Genomic DNA, 22,179 nt, shown 5'->3' with positions numbered 1-22,179 from the left:
GTCACGAAGCGGGGCAGCGGTCAAAAGGTCGCGGGTTCGGAGAGCGCGGGTCCGCAGCCCACCGAGGAGCGGGCTCGCGAGCCGCCGGGCGCGGTTCCGCGCTAGGTCAGCTGGACGTCATCGATGTCGTGGTGGCGCTTCGCCAGCGTCCGGGCCGTCTCGATGTTGGTCCCGTCGGCGCCGATGGCGACGCCGCGGTCCGGCTCCGGCACCTCGACGTACGCCACGCGGTCGTTCTGCTCGGAGATCGTCACGGCGTTGACCGCCGCGGGCGCGAGCGCGCTCGCGACGAACGCCTCCGGCGTGTCCGCGTCCTCCACCAGCTCGACGGACTTGCCGAGCCGCCGCTCCGCCTCCTCGACGGTCTCGCCCGCCTGTCCGATCGCGGCGGCCATCTCGCCGGCCGGCACGAGGAACACGAGCCGGTCGCCCTCCACGAGGCAGTCCTTCGGCGCGACCCCGGTCAGCTCGTCGAAGCGACCGATGTAGCGCCGCGCCTCGTCGGAGAGCTCGACGTGCATCAGTCGTCGCCCACGACGCGCGACCCCATCCGGAGGTCGACGTCGCCGGTGCCGAGCGAGATCGGCTTGCCGGCGATAACGTTCTCGATGACGCCGTCGAGCTCGTCGTACTCGCCGTGGATCGCGGCGTCGAGCAGGTGGTTGACCGTCACCTCGAACGCCGCGCGCGCGAGCACGGAGTCCTTCGAGCCCGAGATGCCGTGGCGACCGATCGAGTCGATCTCGCCGTTGTTCGTCATGATGTCGGCCACTAACATTAGGTGGCGGACGTTCACGTCGTCGAGCCCCTGCTCTTCGAGCGTGTTCTTCGTCTCGTCGATGATCGTCTCGCGGGCCGCCTCGACGCCGAGGTTGCGGTAGATCTCGTGGATGTTGTTACACGTCGTGCGCGAGGCGTCGACGCCCTCGATGTCGAGGGCGTCGCCGAACGCCGATCCCTCGGTGTAGAGGACGAACTCCTCGTCGCCGTCGATCTCCTCTTTCCGGATGACGACGCGCTCGATCTCCTCGATCCCCTTGAAGACGATCTCGCGGAGCCGCTCGACCAGCTGGAGCAGCTCGCGGTAGCTGGGCTCGCTCGGGCCGAACTCGATGACGGTGCCCGACTGTCGGGCGTCGACGCCGAGCGAGTCCTCGATGGTCTCGGCGATGATCTCGGCGACCTCCGAGGGGTCGGTGTGGGTGGGCCACCGCTCCAACAGCGTGTCGTCGTTCAGGTCGATCCGTACCAGCATGTCGGCGACGTTCGTCGACACGTCGCCGAGCGCGAGGATGCGCGTCGCTTCGATGGACCAGACGACCTCGTGGGCCTTCTCGCGGTCCGTCGCGTACTCACCCTCGAGGTGGACGGTCATCATCGGCGTGTCCGGCGTCTTCCGGGCGTCCACCAGCTCGATGAGCCGGGGGAGCCCCTGAGTGACGTCGATCTCCGCGACGCCGGCGTAGTGGAACGTGTTCATCGTCATCTGCGTCCCGGGCTCGCCGATCGACTGCGCGGAGACGGTGCCGACGGGGTCGAGCGGGTCGACGCGCGTCTCGATGTACCGGTTCTCGACGCCGGTCGCGACTTCGGTGGCCTGCTCGACGGTGACCTCGCCGGTCTCCTCCGCCTTCCGTTCGAGCGCCTCGTACACCTCGCTCTTGAGGCGGCTTGGCAGCTCGGTCGCCTCCACGACCGCCTCCATGTCGTCGGTGACGTGCTCGTACTCAGTCATCCGACTCCACCCCCGAGGCCTTGTTCAGGCCCGGTCCGGCGTGTTCCGACAGGTTCGTCGGCGGCGAACGCTCGCCGAGGAACCGCTCCTTCTCGTCGTCGGACTCGAACTCGGAGTCGACGACGCGGTCGACGATGTCGTCGACGTCGATGCCGTCGCCCTCGCCCGAGGAGACCTTCACCGGCGAGGTGCCGTCCTCGCCGAACTCGAACTGGACGATCCGACCCGAGGTGTCTCGGACCGTGCCGTCGTACTGCGCCTCGAGCTCGGAGAGCGCGTTGATGAGACGGCGCTGCAGGTAGCCGGACTTGGAGGTCCGGACCGCCGTGTCGACCAGCCCCTCGCGGCCGCCCATCGCGTGGAAGAAGAACTCCTCGGGCGTGAGCCCGCCGCGGTAGGAGTTCTCCACGAAGCCGTGCGCCTCCGCGGAGAGGTCGTTCTCCTTGTAGTGAGAGAGTGTCCGGTCCTCGTAGCCGCGGTTGATCCGCTCGCCGCGGACCGCCTGCTGGCCGACGGAGCCGGCCATCTGCGTGAGGTTCAGCATCGAGCCACGCGCGCCGGAGCGGGCCATCACGACCGCCGGGTTGTCGTCGCCGAAGTGCTGGTCGGCGATCTCCCCGGCCGAGTCGCGGGCCTTCCCGAGCGTCTGCATGATCTTCATCTCGAGCGTCTCGTCGACGCCGCGGCCCGGCAGCGACTCCAACTCGCCGGCCTCGTACGTCGAGATCAGCTCCTGAACGCGGTCGTAGGCGCTCTCGATCGCGTCGTCGACCTGCTCTTCGGCCTCCGGCGGGATCGACTCGTCGTCGATCCCGATCGAGAAGCCGAAGTGCATGATCGCGCGCATCGCCAGCGACGCGATCTCGTTGATGAACACGCGCGAGCGCGTCTCGCCGTACTCCTTGGTGAGGGTGTCGACGACCTCGCCGCCGAACGCCCCGACGGCGTCCTCGTCGATCGTCCCCTCGATCAGCTGGCCGTTCTCGATGACGACGTCGTCGCCGGTCGACGACGAGAAGTGCAGCGTGAGGTCGTCGGGCAGCAGCTCGGAGAACAGCGTCCGGCCGGTCCAGTAGTCGCGGCCGTCGTCGTCGACGCCGTCGGCCTCGGGCAGCTCGTCCACCCGCGTCGCCCGGAGCAGGTCGAGCGCCTGCGTCTCGGTGAACTCGGGGTTCGAGTGCGTGAGCAGGTACGTCCCGGAGATGTGGTCCTGGATCGCGCCGATGATGTTCCCGCCGAACCGCGGCGAGAGGATCTGCTCTTGCACGCGCATGAGGACGCGCGCCTCGGCGCGGGCCTCCTCGTTCTGGAGCGCGTGCATGTTCATCTCGTCGCCGTCGAAGTCGGCGTTGTACGGCGGGCAGACGACGGTGTTGAGCCGGAACGTCTTGTACGGCATCACCACGACCTCGTGGGCCATGATGGACATCCGGTGCAGCGAGGGCTGCCGGTTGAAGATCACGATGTCGCCGTCGACGAGGTGGCGGTTGACCTCCCAGTCGGCCTCGACCTTCTCGGCGAGCTCCTCGCAGTTCTTCTCGGTCACCTTCAGACGACGTCCGTCGGGACGACGCACGTAGTTCGCGCCGGGGTGGGCCTCCGGGCCGTTCCGGACGTACTGCCGCGCCTCCTCGACGTTGCGCTCGGTGACGTTGAGTGTCTGGGTCATCTCCTTGGCGACGCGGTCCGGCACGCCGACCTCGTTCAGCGAGAGGGTCGGGTCCGGCGAGATGACGGTCCGGGCGGAGAAGTTGACGCGCTTCCCCGACAGCGAGCCGCGGAAGCGGCCTTCCTTCCCCTTCAGCCGCTGGCTGAGGGTCTTGAGGGGACGACCGGAGCGGTGCCGCGCCGGCGGCGTCCCGCTGATCTCGTTGTCGACGAACGTGGTGACGTGGTACTGGAGCAGCTCCCAGAGGTCCTCGATGATCAGCTGCGGGGCGCCCGCCTCGCGGTTCTCCATGAACCGCTGGTTGATCCGGATGATGTCGACCAGCTTGTGCGTGAGGTCGTCCTCGGAGCGCTGGCCGTTGTCGAGCGTGATGGAGGGGCGCGTGGTCACCGGCGGGACGGGGAGGACCGTCAGGATCATCCACTCCGGCCGGGAGTCCTCCGCGTCGATACCGAGGACCTCGAGGTCCTCGTCCGGGATGTCCTCGAACCAGTCGCGGATGTCCGAGGGCATCAGCTTGTTCATGTCCTCCTCCGTGAGGTCGACGTCGAGCGCCTTCTCGATAGCGCGCCGGTCCTCCTTGCGCGGGCGGAACTCGCCGGCCATGATCTCGTTGATCCGGTCGAGGGCGATGTCGGTCTTCTCGGCGAGCTCCTGCGGCGAGGTGCCCGGGTCGTCCTCCTCCTCGTCGGGCTGCATCGCGGCCGCGATGCGCTCGGAGTAGTCGCCCGAGAGCACGTCCTGGACCTCGTAGTACGTGGTCGGCTTCTCGTGTTTGATGTCCGCCTGCGGCTCGCCGCAGAACGGGCAGGTCGACGCCTTCCGGGCCTGCCGGACGGCGGCCTTCAGCACGTCGTGCTCGTCGTCGCCGAGCTCCTTCGCTCGCTCGTAGCGGTCGCGGAACTCGTCGCGCTGCGCCTCGTCTAAGGCGAGCCGGCCGCACTCGCGGCACGTCGAGCGGAGCAGCCGCCGGATGAGCTTCGTGAAGCCCACGTGGATGACGGGCGCGGCCAGCTCGATGTGGCCGAAGTGGCCGTTACAGGAGCCGGAGTGGGCGCCGCAGGTCCGACACTCCAGGCCGGGGTCGATGACGCCGAGCCGCGGGTCCATCAGCCCCATGTCGATCGGGTAGCCGTCGTCGTCGTACGTGTCGGCCGTGATCACCTTCGTCGCCGACATGTCCCGGTACGTCTCCGGGTCCATGAGGCCGAAGTCGATGCCGCCGAGCACTTTCGGTGTTTGCATTGACATTTAAATAGCGTCCTCCAGTTCGAGTCTCGGTCGGATGCCGAGCGCGATCATCTCGTCGAGGAGGAGCTTGAACGCGTAGCTCACCTCGAGCTCGTGGATGTCGTCTTCGTCGCCCGTGACCGGGTCGTACACGCGGCGCTGTTCGCGGTCCTCGACGGCGACGAGCCCCGTCTCAGCGGAGACGTGGACGGTCTCGGCGTCCGAGGACTCCAAGAGCCGCTCGTTGAGCACCATCGACGCGCCGTGGCCGATGATCGTGTCGCGCTCCATCTCCCCGACGCGCAGGCCGCCCTCGCGGGCCCGCCCCTCGGTCGGCTGGCGCGTGAGCACCTGAACCGGCCCGCGCGAGCGGGCGTGGAGCTTGTTCGACACCATGTGGTACAGCTTGTGGTAGAAGATCGTCCCGACGAAGATCTCCGCGTCGATCTTCTCGCCGGTGACGCCGGAGTACATGACCTCCTTGCCGGAGGACTTGAACCCGTGCTCCTCGAGCCCGCTCCGGAGCTCCTCCTCGTCTTCGCCCTGGAACGGCGTGCCGTCGACCCGCGAGCCGCGCAGCGAGCCGACCTTGCCGCCGAGCATCTCCAGCACGTGGCCGACCGTCATCCGCGACGGAAGCGCGTGCGGGTTCATCACGAGGTCGGGGACGACCCCCTCCTCGGTGAACGGCATGTCCTCCTGCGGGGCGAGGTGGCCGACGACGCCCTTCTGGCCGTGCCGGGACGCGAACTTGTCGCCCAGCTCGGGGACCCGCTGGTCGCGCACCTTCACCTTCGAGAGCTTGGAGCCGTCCTCGCCCTCCATCAGCGTCACCGTGTCGACGACGCCCGACTCGCCCGAGCGCATCGTCACGCTCGTCTCCCGGCGCTTCTGCGGGGAGAGCCCGCCCATGTCGTCGGGCTCTTCCAGGAAGCGCGGCGGGCTGGTCTTGCCGAGCAGCACCGAGGACTCGTCCACCTTCGTCTCCGGGTTGACGAGGCCGTCCTCGTCGAGGTGGGTGTACGCGTCCTCGCCGCGTGCGCCGCGCACGTCCTGGTCGGGGATCTCGAAGCGGTCCTCCTGGCCACCGGGATACCGGCGCTCCTCGCCCTCGTAGGTCCGGAAGAAGTGCGAGCGGGTGAGCGCGCGGTCGACGGAGCCCTGGTTCATCACCAGCGCGTCCTCGATGTTGAACCCCTCGTAGGACATCACGGCGACGACGAAGTTCTGGGCCGCCGGCCGCTTGTCGAAGCTGATCTGGTCGGACGTCTGCGTCTTCACCATCGCCAGCTGCGGGTAGTGCAGCAGGTGTTGGCGCGTGTCCGGCCGGATCCGGTAGTTGGCGGAGGGGAGGCCGAGCGACTGCTTCATCATCCCCGCGCCCATCGTAATGCGGGGACTCGCGTTGTGCTCGGGGTACGGGATCATCCCCGCGCCGATACCGAACACGAGCTGCGGGTCGATCTCGAGGTGCGTGTGGTCCTCGGTCACATCCTCCTCGTCGACGGCGACGAGGATGTCCTCCTCCTCCTCGGCGTCGATGAACTCGACGTAGCCGCGGTCGATGAGGTCCTCGAACTCGATGTCGTCGCGCTCGAGCGCCCCGATCTCCTCGTCGCCCAGCAGGGGCTCGCCGTTCTCGACGACGATCAGCGGTCGGCGGGCCCGCCCCGCGTCCGCGTTGACGATCACTTCCTGGGTCCGGTCTCTGACCGAGACGTTCACCATGTCGGAGACGTCGCCTCGGCGGCGCGCCTCGCGGATCTGTTCGGCGAGGGCCTCGGGGTCCGGATGGGTCCCGACGAGGCTCCCGTTGACGTACACCTTCGCTTCGCGTTCTGCCTGAGCCATATTAGTCGTCCGCCGTCTGTCGTTCGACGCCCTCGATGCCGGGGATCCCCTCGACACCCATCGACGCCAGTTCTCGTTTCAGCCCCTGTTCGTCCTCGACCGTCTGCGACAGCTCCATCGACTGCGCGAAGTTCTTCACGAGCCCGCAGTTCGGCCCCTCCGGGGTCTCGGAGGGACAGATGCGACCCCACTGGGTCGCGTGGAGGTCCCGCGCCTCGAAGTGCGGCTGCGACCGCGACAGCGGCGAGCGCAGGCGCCGCAGGTGCGAGAGCACGCCCATGTAGTCCGTCCGGTCGACGAGCTGGGAGACGCCCGAGCGGCCGCCGACCCAGTTGCCCGTCGCGATCGGGTGTTCGAGCCGCTCGGTCAGCACGTCGGAGCGGACGACCGTGTTGACGGTGAGCTGCCGGTTCCGCATGTTCGCGCGCTCCAGCTGGTACTTCACGTCGCGCGCCAGCTTGTTCAGGGCGGTCCGGAACAGGTCGCGCATCAGGTCGCCGGAGACCTTCAGGCGCTTGTTGGCGTAGTGGTCCTTGTCGTCGGACTCGCGGCGGTCTAAGGCGAGCTCGAAGCACGCCTCGGCCATCCGGCAGAGGTAGTACGCCTTGTTGATCCGCACGTCCTCCTCCTCGACGCCCTCCTCGTGGAGGTGCGGCAGGAGGTAGCGGTCGATGACGTAGTTCGCCCGCTTGAGCTGGTAGTTCTTGCCCTGGCCGGAGGCGACGCGCTCGCCGAGGGTCTCGATGGCCTCCTCGGTCGTCTGCACCTCCGCCTCCTCTAAGTTCTCCAGCATGAACTTCACGATCTCGGGGTCGTCCGAGACGCGGTGGACGATCTCCTCGTCCGATTCGAGGCCGAGCGCGCGGACGAGCGTCACGAAGTCGATCGAGCCCGAGACGGACGGGAACGACACTTCGAGCAGTCCCTCGCGGTTGCGCTCGCACAGCACCAGCGCGCGGTAGCCGCGGCGCTGGGAGAACGTCTTGGCAACTTGGATCTCGTCGCCGTACTTCGAGTCGTACTCCGCGAGGATCTTGTTCGGCGCCAGGTCCTCCGAGGTCATCAGCACGCGCTCGGAGCCGTTGACGATGAAGTAGCCGCCGGGGTCGACGGGGTCCTCGCCGATATCGATGAGCTCCTCGTCGGAGAAGCCGGCCATGTTACACTTGTCCGAGCCGACCATGATCGGCATCCGGCCGACCTTCGTCTCGGTCGTGTCGACGACCTGTTCGGGCTCGTCCTCGCCGCCGCGCACGATGGACATCTCCATGAAGACGGGCGCCGAGTAGGTGATGTTCCGGAGACGGGCCTCCTGGGGGTACAGCAGCTCCTCGGAGCCGTCGGCCTCGCGGACGCGCGGGGTGACCATCCGCACGTCGCCGAGCTCGACGTAGACGGGCTCTTGTCCCTCCTTGTCGCCGATGTCGGTCTCGATCGTCTCCTTCTCGTCGACGACCTCCTGCATGCCGCGGTCCAGGAAGTTGTTGAACGAGCGGAAGTGGTGTTCGGCGAGCCGTTCGTCCGAGAAGTATTCGCGTGAGACCACGCGTCGGTCTTGCCTGTTCATGAGACGACTAGTCGGTACACGACCGCTTCCTCTGTCGTGCGAGAGTTTCGAACGATCTTCACCACGTCGCCGACCTCGGCCTCGTCGGGGAGCGCGGGATCCGTGCGTTTGATCTTCGGTAGGTTCGTCCGCTTCACGTCGTACTCGGCCAGGACCTCGTCGATCTCGTCGGCGTCGAGCAAGACGTGGTCCGGGACGAGTTCGTGTTGGCTTACGTCTACCATGGGTGGTGGTTATTGAAAGAAGCTATCACGAGATACTACAGATCGCTATATGCGCCAACGGCATAAGACTTGCCAACCGCCCCCGCCGCGCGCGGCTCACGACGACGGGCGTACGATATTCACACTCATGCGGGTATTATACAAAAGGCTACCGCCGCGATCGGCGGTGACACCGATCGTCTTCCCCTGTCACCCGTCCCCACCGTCGCCGGCGATGACAAGCCTTATTTGCCAGACAGGGGTACGAATGAGTGCGACAAGCCCGGATGGTGTAGTGGCCCATCATACGACCCTGTCACGGTCGTGACGCGGGTTCAAATCCCGCTCCGGGCGTCCCCTGTTTCGGGGCGTTGTCGCTGTTTGCCCGGATGGTGTAGTGGCCCATCATACGACCCTGTCACGGTCGTGACGCGGGTTCAAATCCCGCTCCGGGCGCTTCTGTCGACTCCGATCGGCGAGCGTAGCGAGCCGTACCGGAGTCGACGAACGCTCGCTGGGGGTTTGAATCAGGGAGTGGAGCGAGTGAAGCGAGCGGAACGACCGAGGTTCAAATCCCGCTCCGGGCGTTTTCTGTCGACAACTCGACGAGTGACGAGCGTAGCGGCCGGCTCGTCGAGTGCGTCTCTCGGTCGCCCGTCACCGTTCGACCGGCTCCGGGGGATCGTCTCGCTCTCTACAGGTCGAGCAAGTCCCGGAGCTCCGCCACCAGCGACTCCGTCTCCGCGTCCGGCTCCTCGTCGTCGGTGACCGGCGTCCGTCCGTCGTACGTCTCGTGGACCATCGAGACGCCGTCGGCGAGGGTGTCGAGCCCGTACCCGCCCTCCAGCACGTAGGCGTCGGCGGCGTCGACGTCGTCCGCGATCGACCTGACCTGGTCGGTCATCATCGCGTACCCCTCCGAGGAGACACGCATCCGCGAGATCGGGTCGTGGCGGTGGGCGTCGAACCCGGCGGAGACGATCAGCAGGTCGGGGTCGAACCGGTCGATCGCCGGCGCAATCGCCTCGTCGATGGCGTACCGGTAGTCGGCGTCGCCGGCGCCGGCGGCCAGCGGGAGGTTCACCGTGGTCCCCTCTCCGTCGTCGCGGCCGATCTCCTCCAAGTCGCCGGTGTCCGGGTAGAGGCCGTCCTCGTGGAGCGACGAGTAGAGCACGTCGCCCCGGTCGTAGAACACGTCTTGGGTGCCGTTCCCGTGGTGGACGTCCCAGTCGAAGATCGCGACCCGGTCGGCGTCGCCCGAATCGAGGACGGTCTGGGCCGCGACGGCGGCGTTGTTGAAGAAGCAGAACCCCATGGCGTCGTCGGGCACCGCGTGGTGCCCCGGCGGGCGGCCGAGCGCGAAGGGGGTGTTCCGGCCCTCGGCCCCGTCGAGCGCCGACCGGGCCGCCCACTGTGCGAGGCCGGCGGCGGTGAGCGCGGCGTCCCACGTCCCCTCGCTCGCGACGGTGTCGGGGTCCCAGCTCCCGCCGCCGTCGTCGACGAACGTCTCGAGCTCGTCCACGTACTCCTCGTCGTGGACCGCGACGACCTCCTCGCGGGTCGCCGGGTCCGCCTCGGTGTACTCGACCCCGTGCCGCTTGGCGAGTCCGCGGCGGATCGCGCGCAGTCGGTCGGGGTTCTCCGGGTGCCGTTCCCCCGTGTCGTGCGCGAGACACCGCTCGCTGTAGCCGAACTGCATCTACTCGAACAGCGCGAAGTACGTCTCGATGTCCTCGGCCTGTACGGTCCGCCGGTCGGCGTGTCGCGCCAGCGTCGCGGCCGCGCTCGCGACGTTGTCGGCGTAGTCCTCCAAGATGTCGGCCAGCGCGATCCGCGCGTCGACCCCGACGCGGTATCGGTCGTCGATCCGGAGCCGCGCGATCCGGTCGATGGGCGCGACGGGGAGGGTGAGCTCCTCGCGGGCGATCACCTGTTCGACGCCGAAGTCCGACGCCATCAGGGTCTTCCGGCCGTCCTCGGTTGCTCGCTCGGCCGCGTCGATCGCCAGCTCCGCGCCGTGCGACTGGATGCGACGCGCCAACTCCTCGGCGGCGTCGGCGCTGACGCGGAGCTCCCCGGCGTTCCGCCGGATAATCCCGTCGACCGGCGCGAACGGCAACTCGACACTCATACACACAGTCGCGTCCGTGTACCGTATAACGCTTTCCGTTACCGCCGTCTCCGCGCCCGAGCGCTGGCGTCGCGGCTACTCGACGGCTCGCTGTCCGGTTCGGTCCCCGCGTCGCGAACTGCTCGCCGTCTCCAGACGCCGTGGCAGTCGGCTCCACGCCGCTCGCGGCGACTAGAACACGTCGTCCGCGTGGATCGTCCCGTCGCGCTCGGTGCCCCGGACGGTGACTTCCTCGCCCAGTCGGAGGCTCGCGTCGGTCTCGACGCTTTTCGTCTGCTGGCCGTCGTCCAACACGACGGGGTCGCCGGTCTGCACGACGGTGCCCGTGAACTCGATCTCCTCCGCGGTCGCCGTCGCGGTCGCCGCGCCGCCGGATCCGGCGCTCTCCTCTCCGCCGGTCCCGCCGGAGACGGCCTCGGTCGCCGCCTTCTGTCCGTCCTCGGCGAAGGCGCCGAGTCCGGTGTCGCTCGCGGCGCGGTCGCCGTTTCCGGAACCGTCGCCGGACCCGGACACGTCGGTCCCCGCGTTGCCCGCCGCCTCCGTCTCCTCGTCGAGCACGGTGACCGTCGAGCGCCAGTTCGCGGACGCCTCCAGGTCGTCCTGCCAGCCGTCTTGGATCTCCACGTCAGTGAAGACGACGCGGTCCGCCAAGTCGATCTCGCGGTCGGCCTTGTCGCCCCACAGCGCGACCCGGATCTCGCCCGTCTCGTCTTTGATCCGGACGTTCCGCACCTGCCCCTCGCTGCCGTCGTCGCGGTCGAACGTGCGCTTCGGATCCGTCTCGATGACGCCGCCCCCGATGTCGACGACCTCGTCGATCTCCAGGTCGGCGATGTCCGTCGTTTCGGGCACGTACTCGACGTCCTCGTCGACGCGCTCGACCGTGCCGCGGTCGCCGACGTGAAGCTCCAGGTCGCCGTCGCGCTCGCGGACGTAGCCGTCCCCCACCTCGACGACCTCGCCGGCCTCGAACTCCTCGGCGAGGTCGGCCTTGTCGTCCCACAGCGTGACGCGCACCCGACCCGTCTCGTCGCCGACGGTGAGGTTGGCCACGCGCCCCTCGCTGCCGTCGTCGCGGTCGAACGTGCGGATCGAGTCGGTGTCGAGCACCTGCCCGACGAGGTCGACGTCGGAGGCGCCGAGCGAGAGGTCCTCGACGCGGTAGGTGTCGAGCACCTGCACGTCGACCTCGGCGTCCTCGTCGGGCTCGACCTTGTCGGCGCTCACTTCAAGCCCGCTGTACCCCTCCTTCGGGCGGCCCATAACGCGGAGCACCTGGCCGACCTCCAGCTGCTCCTCGGCCGCCGCGGCCATCTCGTCCCACAGCGCGACGCGGACGGAGCCGGAGGCGTCCGCGACGTCGACGTTGCAGACGCGGCCCTCCTCGGCGTCCTCCTCGTCGCGCTCGAACGTCTTGATCTCGCCGATGGAGGTCACCTTCCCCAAGAACTTCACGTCGTTCATCCCCGGCTCGATGTCGGCGATGGTGTCGGCCTCCTCGTCGCGCAGCTCGTGGGCGATCAGCATCGCGGCCGTCTCCTCGTCGGCGAGCCCGCCCATCTGCTCGACCTTGTCCTCGACGGCCGCCTCGAACTCCTCGAACTCGACGTCGGTGTCGAGATCCTCGTAGACGTCCTCTATCACTCCCATACGCGTACCTCCTGAGTTGTCGAGTCCGCGGATAAGCGTTGTCCTTGCGGGGGTCTCGCGCCCGGATTCGTGCGCGCCGCCGGTCCGTTCCGGGGCGTCGTCGCACGTCGGGCCCGCGGCGTCGCTGTCGCGGATCGGGGTTCCGTCATACCCGTTCATCGGTCTCCTCGATACAAAAGGTGTGCAATCCCCGCGCGGTCACGCCGGCCGGGTCACGTCGCATGCGACCTTCCGCCACGGGACTCACGGACCGTAACCGTCTTAAGTTCAACCGCGGTACGTTCATTTGAGTCCTGGTAGGGTAGTGGACTATCCTCTTGGCTTGCGGAGCCAGGGACCGGAGTTCAAATCTCCGTCAGGACGCTCACTTTGCGGCTGTCTCACTTCGTTCGACAGCCGCCGCGTTCGGTCCTGACGTGCCCTGCGCTCGGTTCCCTCGCGCAGGACTCCGTCAGGACGCTCACTTTGCGGCTGTCTCACTTCGTTCGACAGCCGCCGCGTTCGGTCCTGACGTGCCCTGCGCTCGGTTCCCTCGCGCAGGACTCCGTCAGGACGCTCACTTCTCGCAGGCGCTCCGCGTCCTGACTTGCCCCACGCTCGCTTCGCTCGCGTGGGACTCCGTCAGGACGTTTTCGGATGCACCAAACGGCGAGCATCGCGAGCCGTGCGTGGGTTTCGCGCTGCACGCTCGTTCGCAATTTAAACGAGCTGTGGCGCGTGCCTCCGAACGCCCAACAGGGCGTGAGGAGCACGCGCGAGGGACGCGGCGACCGTAGGGAGCCGCGAGGCTGGGGAGGCGTGAGGCTGCGGTTGCGGCGCGGGTGGGACTCAAAGGGGCAGCCGCGAGGATAGCGCAGGCGTTCACGAGAGCTTTGCTCTCGTGAGCCGATCAGAACGCAACGCGTTCTGATGACGACACAAGCACCGCAAGGAGGGAGCGAAGCGACTGACTGAGGAGCGCAGCGAGCGTGCGCTATCCTCGCGACTGGGGTTTGGAGGTGTTCACCGTCCAGTCACCGACCATTTACTAACGGGCCAAGAGGTCGAGTAACGATCCCTCGTTGGAAAATATTTATAAACAACCGAGCGCCGGTCGGACGCTCTTTGCCCTCGCTCCGCGAACGGACGGTGCCTCTCGGTCGCTGACCGAGACAACGTCTTAATCGTGCGGGTGGAACCGGTCCATCGCCTTCCTGACGGCGTCCGTGTCGCCGATGAAGGTGACGTGGTCGCCGTACTCCAGCACGCTGTCCGCCGACGGGATGTGATTCTCGCCGTCGCGGCTGACGACGGCGACGAAGGTGCCGTCGGGGATCTGTGCGTTGAGGTCGCGGATGCTCTTGCCGGCGAGATTCTCTGAGGTCACCTCGACCTCCTGTACGTCGTGGCTGTCTCCGAGTTCGCTCATCCAGTGGGTGATCGCCGGCCGCTCGATCTCGTCGTCGATGGCCACCGCGGTCGCCGTCGGCGAGTCGATCCCCTTCACGCCGATACTGTCGAAGGCGTCGACGTTGTCGGGCTCGTTCACCCGCGAGTACACCGACTCCACGTCGAACTTCGTGATCGCCAACTGGCACGCGAGGAGATTGATGTCGTCGTCGCCGGTCACCGTGATCACTCGCTTGGCGTCCTCGACGCCCGCGCCGCGCAGGTCCGCCGTGTCGCTGCCGTCACCCTCGTACACGGTGAACCCGTCCGAGCGCGCTCGCTCGGCCTCTTCGTCGTCGTTCTCGACGATGACGACGTACTCTCCCCGTCTCTCCAGTCGTGTGGCGAGCGCCCGGCCGACCCGACCGCCGCCGATGATTATCGTGCGCATTGGTGACACTCCGAGGGCGTCGCCGATCTGCCGCGCGAGCCCGGCCTCGATCGCGACCGTCGCGAAGATGACGGCGAACACCGTCCCGACGAGCAGTTCGCCCGCCGCCACGTTCCCCGCGAGCTCGAGCTCGATGGCGAACAGCGTGGCCACGCTCGCCGGGATGATCCCGCGCGGGCCCACGCTCGCGAGGAAGAGCCGTTCCGGCCGGGTGAACCGTTCGACGCCGAACGTCGCGATCAGCGCCCCGAGCGGTCGGAGCACGAGCATGATCACGAGCACGAGCCCGACCGCGCCGACGCCGAGCGCCGCGATCGCCTCGACGTCGATCAGCGCGGCCAGCGAGATGAAGACGAACGAGAGGACGACGAGCGTTGTGTTCTCCGCGAACCGCTCGATCTCCTCTCTGTGGTCGATGTCGAGGTTCCCGAGCAGGATGCCGCTCGTCGCGGCCGCCGCGATGCCCGCCTCGGCGGCGACGGCCTCGGCGGCCGCGAACGCCCCGACCGCCGCCGCCAACACGAGGAACTGCGACGCCTGCACGTCGCGCTCGGGGACGAGGTCGCTGTCCAACAGGAGGTAGATCACCACGGCCGCGAGTATCCCCGCGAGCACCCCGACGCCGAGCCGCTTGACGAACGAGAAGAGGGTCGCCGGCACTCCGAGGTCGTCGAGCAGCAGCGTCTCGAAGATCACCACGGCGACGATCGCGGCCGTCACGTCGTTGACGATCCCCTCGGTCTCCAGCGCGGTCGCGACGTGGTCCCTGACGCGGACCACGTTGAGTATCGGCGTGATCACGGTCGGGCCGGTCGCCACGAGCAGCGCCCCGATCAGCAGCGCGATCTCCCAGTTCGCCCCCTCGAAGAACCGGACCGCGGCCGCCGTCCCGAGGAACATCACGAGGGCGCTGACCGTCACCAGCCGGAGCGACACCGTGGACGCGCCGCGGATCCGGTCGATCTGTAAGGCGAACGCCCCCTCGAAGACGATGATCGCGACGCTGATCCCGACGATGATCTCGAGCCCGTTCCCGAACGTCTCGAGGGTCACGAGCCCCAACACCTCCGGTCCGAGCACGACGCCGATGAGGAGATAGAAGATGACGCTCGGCACCTTCAAGCGGTGAGCGACGAGCTGGACGACGAGTCCCGACACGAGGATCGCCGCGATGACCGGCAACAGGCTAGACACGTCTACCGCCCATACGTCCACCGTCCTCCTTAGTGTACTGGTGGGAACGCCCGGTCCCGCTGACCGGATCCTCTCTCACGAATGATTGTGAGAAATATCTCTCCCGCGGAAAATCACGCTATTGATCAGCACACACGGGTAACTATTAACTCGGTTCCTCCTCTGCGTGGGAATAGCCCGAGCGGACTCCCCCCCGCCGGGCGCCCCACCATGACCGTCCGCGACTCCACTCCGACGTTCGCCCCCCTTTGGAGCGTCGAGAAGGGGATCCGCGGACCGGTCGTCGCTCGCCTCGACGCCGTCGCCGCGTGACCCCGACGCGGGGGCGGTCGGCCCCGCCCGCCGAGGCGAGCGCCGCCTTCTCTCCGTCCCCCGCCGCTCCAGTCGTTTCACCTAGACCCGGTAGCTCAAGCGGCAGAGCCTCGGGGTGAGGAATCGACTCCCTCCCGGGTCCGTATGGCAGCCCCACCCTGCCACCGCGCGACCGACGTCGCGCTCCGGGTGGCGGTCCCCCGCGACGCCGCGGGCGACCTCCGCGCCGGCGTCCGATCGAAGCTCGACGGTCGCGACGGCGTCGACGTGACCGACGTCGACGTCGTCGACCTCCGCCCCCGCCTCAACGACCTCGCGGTCGAGGTCGACGCCTCGGTTCGGCTCGCGCCGGACGCCGAGGTCGCCGACCTCACCGACGTCGTCGGGGTGTCGGAGGCCCGTCCGCGAAAGCGGGCGGCGACCGACGGCGACCGATGACCGATCGCGGGCGACGATCGGACCGCGACGGACGCGACACGGTCCCCGACCGACGAACAGCCACCGACCGCGGCGCGAGGCCCTCGCGCCATCCACCCCATCCGACCATGAGACGAGACCGACCCCCCTCCAGACGCACCGTCCACCCCGACCCGCACGCGGGTCCCGACCCGACCGCGCCCCTCCCGTCGCCGCGCGTGATGGCCGTCTTCGCGGCGTTCCCCGTCGCGCTCGTCGCGGTCGCCTCCTTCCCGGTGGCGGCCGCGCTCGCGCTGGCCCTGGTCGTCGGCGCCGTCGCCGGCGCGGCGATCCAGCGCCGGTACCCGGGCGCCGTCGACCGGACGCTGCCGGTCCCCGGCGGCGACTCGACCGCCGCCAGCGACCGCTGATCCGCGCCGGTCGCCGCCGCGACCGCTCCCGTCGGCGAGATCACCGCTGACGCGTTTCCTCTGCCGATGAACTCCCCGCTGACGCGTTCCCTCCGCCCCCGCGGCCGCTCCGCTCCGTTTTAAATAGCACTCTCTGTCTTCGCGCGCCGAGGCGCGGGCGGCGACGTGTCTCGGCCTTTTTATATCGCCGCCGCCGACGGCCGGGTATGACCGATCGCGACTCGGATCCCCGCGCCGACGCCGGGGGAGTCGACGCCGGGGACGCTCCGCCCGTTCCCGCGGCCGTCGCCGCCGGCGCCGCCCTGTTCAACGAGGGTCACGTGCTCGCGGCCCACGACCCGTGGGAGGCGGCGTGGCTTCCCCTCGACGAGGGCGACGACGAGCGCCTGCTCCACGGGCTGATCGCGGCGTCGGCCGCCACCCACCACGCGACCGAGGGCAACTGGTCCGGCGCGACCGGCTGCGCGAGCAACGCCGTCCGGTATCTCGGCGGTCTTGACGAGGGAGAGGACCACGATGCCGACAAGGGAGAGGACCGCGATGCCGACGAGGGAGGAGTCCGCGGCGCCGACGAGAGCGAAGACCGCGGCGCAGCCGACCCCGCCCGCGGCGTCGACGTCGCCGCCGTCCGGGAGTGGTGCCGACGGCTCGCGGGCGACCCCGAGACGATCGAGCGCGCCGAGCCGCCGGCGATCCGCGTCGAGGGCGCGACGCCGGAGTTCGCCGATCTGGACCTCGCGGCGGCGCTGCTCGCGGCCCCCGCGCTCGCCGAAGCGGTCGACCACGGCGACGAGGCGACGTTCGAGACGGCCGCGGCGCTCGCGCGCGAGGAGCGCGGCACCGGCCGGACGCGGTTCGCGGAGCTGCTCTTCGCGTTCCTCTGCGAACCGGACGCCCGCCCGCAGGTGGCCGCGCGGCTCGCGGACCACGTGGACTTGGCGGAGCGGAAGCGACGCGACGTCGACGACCTCTTTTAAATAGCGGCGCCGGACGCGGTCACGCGCCGTCGGTCGGCGTGTCGGGGTCCGACGGGAAGTTCGGTTCCGCGGGCGGATCCTCGGCGACTGTGGGGTCGCCGTCCCCGTCGCGGTCGTCCTCCGCAGCGTCCTCCTTCGGTTTGCCCTCGAAGGTGTAGTTCGCCGAGTTGTCGGCGGGGTCGTAGCCGAGCGCTTCGCGAGCGCGCTCGATGGAGTAGTAGCGCCGGTCGTTGTCCGAGATGCCGTAGACGATCTCGTAGCCGTACTCCGCCTGCAGACACCGGTCGAACAGGTGCGCGCAGTCGCGGTGCGAGAGCCACATCGCCTGCCCGCGCTCGTACTCCCGGGGCGGGTGGTCCTTCGTGAGGTTCCCGATGCGGACGCAGACGACGCTCATCCCGTGCTCGTCGTGGTAGAGGCGTCCGAGCGCCTCGCCGGTCGCCTTCGAGACGCCGTAGAGGTTCCCGGGGCGGGGGAGCTCGGTCCCGTCCAGCCGGTAGTCGTCGTCGGTGCGGTAGAGGTCCGGCGTCCGGTCGTCCGTCTCGTAGCCGCCGACGGCGTGGTTCGAGGAGGCGAACGCGAACTTGTCGACGCCCGCGTCGACGGCGGCGCGCATGACGACCTGCGTCCCGTCGATGTTGTTGCGGAGCACCGAGTCCCACGGCGCCGTCTTCCGCGGGTCGCCGGCGAGGTGGATGACGGCGCCGACGTCCGCCATCGCCTCTCGGACCGCCCGCTCGTCGGTGATGTCCGCGACGTACCGGTCGGCGTCGGTGACCCCGTCGGGCACCTTCGCTGCCGGGAGCGGCTCCCTGTCGAGGAGCCGCCAGTCGTAGTCGTCGCCGATGCCGCGGAGGATGGCCTGCCCCACCCGTCCGCCGGCGCCCGTTAGCAGGACCGGCTCGTCCATTCGGTCGTACGTGGGCGGGAGACGGGCATATAATACACGGTTCGGCCACGCTCCGGCGGTCGCCGTCCGGCCTCGTACCGACCGTCGCGGCAGCCGGGCGCGGCTCCCCCGGAGAGAGTCGCGAAAACGAGACGCGTCCGCGTTAGAGCTTCTCTCGGGCGACCGAGACGCCCGTCGGCGTGATCACGATCTGGTCGTCGCCCTTCTGGACGATGTCGCCGTCGACCTCCTGGGCGACCTGTCGCAGCTCGTCGATGATGTGTTCGACCGTGCGGTCCGACGTTGAGTGGCGGGTGATGTCGGCGATGACGAAGTCGCCGTCGTAGACGGCGTCTTTGATCGGGATGACGTCGCTCTGGTCGCCGATCTCAGCGATGTGTACCTGCATCCCCGCGTCCGCGTGCGCCTCGGCGAAGTCGTCGAGGTCGAGCTCGACGTAGTCGTCGACGGAGCGGTTGCCGCCCCCGCCGAGGATCTTGCTCATGATGCCCATACACACCACACGCCGCGGTCGGACATTAGTTCTTACGTCAGACGCACCGCCGGGCCGGTCGTCAGCCGTTCCCGTCGAGCCGGTCCTCCCCGTCGAGCCGATCCTGCCACTCCTGTACCCGCGCGAGCAGCTCGACCGGCGCGGTCGCCGCGACGTCGACGTCGGTCAGCTCCTCGACGACGGCGCGGGTCTCGGGGCCGAGCCGGTCTGCTTCCGCGGTCTCCGCGCGCTCGGTCGACTCGGCGACCCCTCCCGAACCGCCCGAGGCCGACTCCGGACCCGTCCCGTTGCGCCCTCCCTCGGGATCGGGCGCGTCCGACTCGGCGGCTCCGCCGCCGTCGCCGTCGCCCGCGAACGACTCAGATGAGAGATCGAAGACGACCTGCTTCGTCCCCTCGCCGCTCCCTGTTCCGTCCCCCGCGTCGCTCTCGCTCCCCTTGCCTCCGCCCCGCGACCCCTTCGCCTCGATCGCCTTCTCCTCTCGGAGCCGGTCGAGCACCTCGTCGGCCCGCCCAACCACCGGCTCCGGGACGCCGGCGAGGTCGGCGACGTGGACCCCGTACGACCGGTTCGTCGGCCCGTCGCGGACCGTCCGGAGGAACGTCACCTCGCCGTCGCGCTCGTCGACGGCGACGTGGACGTTGGCGACCCGGGGGAGGTGGTCGGCGAGCGCCGTCAGCTCGTGGTAGTGCGTGGCGAAGAGGGTCCGCGCGCGCACCTCGTTGTGGAGGTACTCGGTCGCGGCCCACGCGATGGAGATCCCGTCGTAGGTGGCGGTACCCCGACCCACCTCGTCGAGGATGACGAGCGAGTCCGCGGTCGCCGAGTGGAGGATGTTCGACAGCTCCTGCATCTCGACCATGAACGTCGAGCGCCCCTGCGCGAGCTCGTCGAGCGCGCCGACGCGGGTGTAGATCCCGTCGACGAGGCCGACCGTGGCCGCCCGCGCGGGGACGAACGACCCCGCCTGCGCGAGCAGCTGGATCAGCGCGGCCTGCCGCATGTACGTCGACTTCCCGCTCATGTTCGGCCCGGTGACGATGAGGAAGCCGCGCTCCGCGTCGAGCCGGAGGTCGTTCGGCACGAAGTCCGTGGTTCGCTCGACCACCGGATGCCGACCGGCCTCGATGTCGAGCCGGCGCTCGTCGGTCAGCTCGGGACGGGTCCAGTCGTTGCCGGCGGCGTGGGTCGCCAGCGACGCGAGGGCGTCGACCTCGGCGACGACCCGCCCGACGTCCTGGAGCAGTTCGGCGTCGTCGGCGACCCGCTCGCGTAACTCCTCGAACAGCTCGTACTCCAGCTCGCCGCGGGCCTCCTCCAAGCGGAGCACATCCCGTTCCCGCTCCGCCAGCTCGTCGGTGACGAACCGCTTGGAGTTCTTCAGCGTCTTGATCTCGCGGTAGTGCTCGGGCACCTGGTCGGCGACGGACTTGCCGACCTGGATGTAGTAGCCGTCCGTCTTGTTGCGGTCGACCGTGACGTGGCTGAGCCCGTACTGGCGCTTCTCCCGCTCCGCGAGCGTGTCGAGCCACTCCGTCGCCTCTTCGTGGCTCGCGATCAGCTCGTCGAGCTCGTCGTCGTACCCCTTTCGGAGCAGCCCGCCCTGCGTCTTCGCCTTCGGCGGGTCGTCCGCGAGCGCGTCGGCGAGCTCGCCGTGGAGAGCGCGGGCGCGCTCGCGGTCGAGGCCCTCCAGCACCTCGGCGACCGGCGACTCGGCGAGCTCGCTTCCCTCGACGGCGTCGACCATCGCCGGCACCAGCGCGAGGGTGTCGCGCACCGAGAGGAGTTCGCGTGCGCCCGCGCTCCCGCTCGTCGCCCGCGCGGCGAGCCGTTCGAGGTCGTACGCGTCTCCGAGCGTCTCGCGCAGGCGGTCGCGCGCGAGCGCCGCCGACGCCAGCGCCTCGACCGCGTCGAGCCGCCGGTCGAGCCGCGCCCGGTCCCGGCGCGGTCGCGTGAGCCACTCCCGGAGGAGCCGCCCGCCGGCCGCGGTGACGGTGTGGTCGACCGTCTCGAACAGCGACCCCTCGCCCTCGCCGCGCATCGTCTCGGTGAGCTCGAGGTTACGCTGGGTCGTCGCGTCGACGTCGACGTGGTCGCCGTCGCCGTACGCCGTGAGCCGGGTCATCGACGCGAGCACGCCGGCGCCCGTCTCCTCGACGTAGCCGAGCACCGCGCCGGCCGCGCGCAGCGCGAGATCGGAGTCGATACCGACGCTGTCGGCGGTCTCCCGCCCGAACTGCTCGCGCACGGTGTGCGTCGCCCGCCCCGGCGCGAACGCCTCCGCGTCGAAGAGGGAGACCGACCCGGAGAGGTCCTCGCGGACCGCGCCGAGCAGCCGGTCGTCGTTGCGGACGCGGGGGCCCGGGAGCACCTCGGCTGGGTCGAACCGGTACAGCTCCGCCCGGAGGTCGCTCTCGTCGTCGACCTCGGTGACGAGGAACCGCCCGGTGGTGACGTCCGCGAGAGCGAGGCCGTAGGGGCCACCGGCGTCGTCGTTCTCGGTCGCCGACGCGCCGCCGGTCGCCGGCGCGCCCGCCGCTCGCTCGTCGTCCTCGCGAACGACCGCCGCGAGGTACCGCGCGTCGTCGTCGGCGGTCTCCAGCAGGGTGCCGGGCGTGACGACCCGCGTAATTTCCCGGGCGTGCCCGTCGTCCGTCTCGTACTGGTCGGCGACGGCGACCCGGTAGCCGCGCTCGACGAGCGCCTTCACGTACGGGGTCAGCTCCGAGAGCGGCACGCCCGCCATCGGGTACGACGAGCCGTGCGAGGACTTCTGTGACACCGTCAGGTCGAGCTCGTCGGCGACCAGCTCCGCGTCGTCCGCGAAGAACTCGTAGAAGTCGCCGCACTGCATCGCGAGGACGTCCGCGTCCGTCTCCGCCTTGAGATCGAGGAACTCCCCGACGATCCCCGTTGCCATATACCCGTACTCCCGCCGTGGGCGGCTAAAACCCTACGGGTGTCGAGCCGAGCGACGACGCTACCCGACCCGGTTCCGACGCGTCACCGTCCGGTGTATCACACCGGAGACGGCGAAGAGCACCGCGAAGAGGATCGCGTACGTGTACCCGGAGACGCTCGCAAATGGGGCGGTTCCGATCGCCGCGGCCCCGCCGAGCAGCCCGCAGACGACCGCGAGCCCCACGTAGTACTCGCTCCACAGGATCTCGTTTTCGGAGACGACCTCGAGGTACACCTCGAGCTTGCGGCTCTCCTCGGTCAGCGAGACGATCCCCCTGTCGGGCTCGTACTCGATGAAGCCGCTGTCGGCCAGCTTCGGCAGGTGCGACTGATGGAGGGCCGTGTAGACGCGCTTCCGCTGTTTGTACGTCACTTCGTTGATCTCGCGGTCGTTCTCCCACGCGGCCAGCTGCTCGGCGATGTCCCTGACGCGAGCGTCGTCGCCGTTCTCTTTCAGGTACGTGATCACGTTTCGCCGGCGGCGGTTGCTCAGTGCGGTGAACACCTCGTCGCGCGAGGGGCCGTCTTCCCCGCTCGACGCCGTTTCCTTCTGAATGCTGAGTTGGGGTGACATTTGGTTTGGGATGACATAGCGCGGGTAGATAGACTATCCATACAGATTGGCACCGGACAACATATCACTTTCTATT

17 protein-coding genes and 3 tRNA genes are annotated in these 22,179 nt (G+C 69.0%); 6 read left to right on the top strand and 14 right to left on the bottom strand.

Features of this window, described 5'->3' with window-relative positions; genetic code table 11:
• Window positions 1–101: 101 nt before the first annotated feature.
• Genes Hrr1229_RS06420 through Hrr1229_RS06395 form a run of 6 tightly spaced genes read right to left on the bottom strand, consistent with a single transcriptional unit; the run spans window position 102 to window position 8,276 of the window.
• A complete protein-coding gene (locus Hrr1229_RS06420) occupies window positions 102–521 on the bottom strand; it encodes a NusA-like transcription termination signal-binding factor (protein WP_123113663.1) in 420 nt (139 codons plus the stop codon).
• A complete protein-coding gene (rpoA2, locus tag Hrr1229_RS06415; RefSeq protein WP_123113664.1) occupies window positions 521–1,735 on the bottom strand; it encodes a DNA-directed RNA polymerase subunit A'' in 1,215 nt (404 codons plus the stop codon). Before rpoA2 ends, Hrr1229_RS06420 begins: the two co-directional genes overlap by 1 nt.
• Window positions 1,728–4,649: a DNA-directed RNA polymerase subunit A' gene (locus Hrr1229_RS06410; protein WP_123113665.1), complete on the bottom strand. Its 2,922-nt coding sequence runs from the start codon at window positions 4,647–4,649 to the stop codon at window positions 1,728–1,730. The genes rpoA2 and Hrr1229_RS06410 overlap by 8 nt, the downstream gene beginning before the upstream one ends.
• 6 nt (window positions 4,650–4,655) lie before the next feature.
• Complete coding sequence (gene rpoB / locus Hrr1229_RS06405; protein WP_123113666.1) at window positions 4,656–6,485, bottom strand: DNA-directed RNA polymerase subunit B; 1,830 nt, start codon at window positions 6,483–6,485, stop codon at window positions 4,656–4,658.
• 1 nt (window position 6,486) lies between these two features.
• Window positions 6,487–8,052 (bottom strand): DNA-directed RNA polymerase subunit B'', encoded by a 1,566-nt coding sequence (locus tag Hrr1229_RS06400; RefSeq protein WP_123113667.1) that lies wholly within the window; start codon window positions 8,050–8,052, stop codon window positions 6,487–6,489.
• Window positions 8,049–8,276 (bottom strand): DNA-directed RNA polymerase subunit H, encoded by a 228-nt coding sequence (locus Hrr1229_RS06395; RefSeq protein WP_123113668.1) that lies wholly within the window; start codon window positions 8,274–8,276, stop codon window positions 8,049–8,051. Before Hrr1229_RS06395 ends, Hrr1229_RS06400 begins: the two co-directional genes overlap by 4 nt.
• A 260-nt stretch (window positions 8,277–8,536) precedes the next feature.
• On the opposite strand from Hrr1229_RS06395, the gene Hrr1229_RS06390 reads away from it, so the two are divergent.
• A tRNA-Asp gene (locus Hrr1229_RS06390) sits at window positions 8,537–8,609 on the top strand.
• A gap of 29 nt (window positions 8,610–8,638) precedes the next feature.
• Window positions 8,639–8,711, top strand: a tRNA-Asp gene (locus tag Hrr1229_RS06385).
• Between the two features lie 238 nt (window positions 8,712–8,949).
• Here the strand turns inward: Hrr1229_RS06385 and Hrr1229_RS06380 are convergent.
• The 3 genes from Hrr1229_RS06380 to Hrr1229_RS06370 all read right to left on the bottom strand — a co-directional run bounded on the left by Hrr1229_RS06380 (window position 8,950) and on the right by Hrr1229_RS06370 (window position 12,036).
• Window positions 8,950–9,954, bottom strand: coding sequence for a histone deacetylase (locus Hrr1229_RS06380; protein WP_123113669.1), 1,005 nt, complete (start codon window positions 9,952–9,954; stop codon window positions 8,950–8,952).
• The gene (locus tag Hrr1229_RS06375; protein ID WP_123113670.1) at window positions 9,955–10,386 is read right to left on the bottom strand and encodes a histone; all 432 of its coding nucleotides are present in this window, start codon (window positions 10,384–10,386) and stop codon (window positions 9,955–9,957) included.
• 171 nt (window positions 10,387–10,557) lie between these two features.
• A complete protein-coding gene (locus Hrr1229_RS06370) occupies window positions 10,558–12,036 on the bottom strand; it encodes a single-stranded DNA binding protein (RefSeq protein ID WP_123114899.1) in 1,479 nt (492 codons plus the stop codon).
• A gap of 290 nt (window positions 12,037–12,326) precedes the next feature.
• On the opposite strand from Hrr1229_RS06370, the gene Hrr1229_RS06365 reads away from it, so the two are divergent.
• Window positions 12,327–12,399 (top strand) — tRNA-Arg (locus Hrr1229_RS06365).
• A 796-nt stretch (window positions 12,400–13,195) separates the two neighbouring features.
• Here the strand turns inward: Hrr1229_RS06365 and Hrr1229_RS06360 are convergent.
• On the bottom strand, window positions 13,196–15,037 hold the full coding sequence (locus Hrr1229_RS06360; protein WP_123113671.1) for a cation:proton antiporter: 1,842 nt from the start codon (window positions 15,035–15,037) through the stop codon (window positions 13,196–13,198).
• 468 nt (window positions 15,038–15,505) lie between these two features.
• Between Hrr1229_RS06360 and Hrr1229_RS06355 the strand changes: the two genes are divergently transcribed.
• The 3 genes from Hrr1229_RS06355 (at window position 15,506) to Hrr1229_RS06345 (ending at window position 17,165) form a co-directional block, all read left to right on the top strand.
• Window positions 15,506–15,799: a hypothetical protein gene (locus Hrr1229_RS06355; RefSeq protein WP_123113672.1), complete on the top strand. Its 294-nt coding sequence runs from the start codon at window positions 15,506–15,508 to the stop codon at window positions 15,797–15,799.
• A 107-nt stretch (window positions 15,800–15,906) separates the two neighbouring features.
• A complete protein-coding gene (locus tag Hrr1229_RS06350; protein WP_255212572.1) occupies window positions 15,907–16,188 on the top strand; it encodes a hypothetical protein in 282 nt (93 codons plus the stop codon).
• A 206-nt stretch (window positions 16,189–16,394) separates the two neighbouring features.
• Entirely contained in the window at window positions 16,395–17,165 is a 771-nt protein-coding gene (locus tag Hrr1229_RS06345) for a DUF309 domain-containing protein (RefSeq protein ID WP_123113674.1), read from the top strand.
• 19 nt (window positions 17,166–17,184) lie between these two features.
• On the opposite strand, the gene azf is transcribed toward Hrr1229_RS06345, so the two are convergent.
• The 4 genes from azf to Hrr1229_RS06325 all read right to left on the bottom strand — a co-directional run bounded on the left by azf (window position 17,185) and on the right by Hrr1229_RS06325 (window position 22,103).
• Window positions 17,185–18,075 (bottom strand): NAD-dependent glucose-6-phosphate dehydrogenase Azf, encoded by an 891-nt coding sequence (gene azf / locus Hrr1229_RS06340; protein WP_123113675.1) that lies wholly within the window; start codon window positions 18,073–18,075, stop codon window positions 17,185–17,187.
• A gap of 142 nt (window positions 18,076–18,217) precedes the next feature.
• Window positions 18,218–18,568, bottom strand: coding sequence for a cell division protein SepF (gene sepF / locus Hrr1229_RS06335; protein ID WP_123113676.1), 351 nt, complete (start codon window positions 18,566–18,568; stop codon window positions 18,218–18,220).
• Between the two features lie 61 nt (window positions 18,569–18,629).
• The gene (gene mutS, locus Hrr1229_RS06330; protein WP_123113677.1) at window positions 18,630–21,488 is read right to left on the bottom strand and encodes a DNA mismatch repair protein MutS; all 2,859 of its coding nucleotides are present in this window, start codon (window positions 21,486–21,488) and stop codon (window positions 18,630–18,632) included.
• 60 nt (window positions 21,489–21,548) lie between these two features.
• Window positions 21,549–22,103, bottom strand: a complete 555-nt coding sequence (locus tag Hrr1229_RS06325; protein WP_123113678.1) for a hypothetical protein — start codon at window positions 22,101–22,103, stop codon at window positions 21,549–21,551.
• Window positions 22,104–22,179: the final 76 nt, after the last annotated feature.

The organism is Halorubrum sp. CBA1229 (assembly GCF_003721435.2).
Taxonomy (GTDB): domain Archaea; phylum Halobacteriota; class Halobacteria; order Halobacteriales; family Haloferacaceae; genus Halorubrum.
This window is presented reverse-complemented; position numbering and strand designations above follow the sequence as displayed.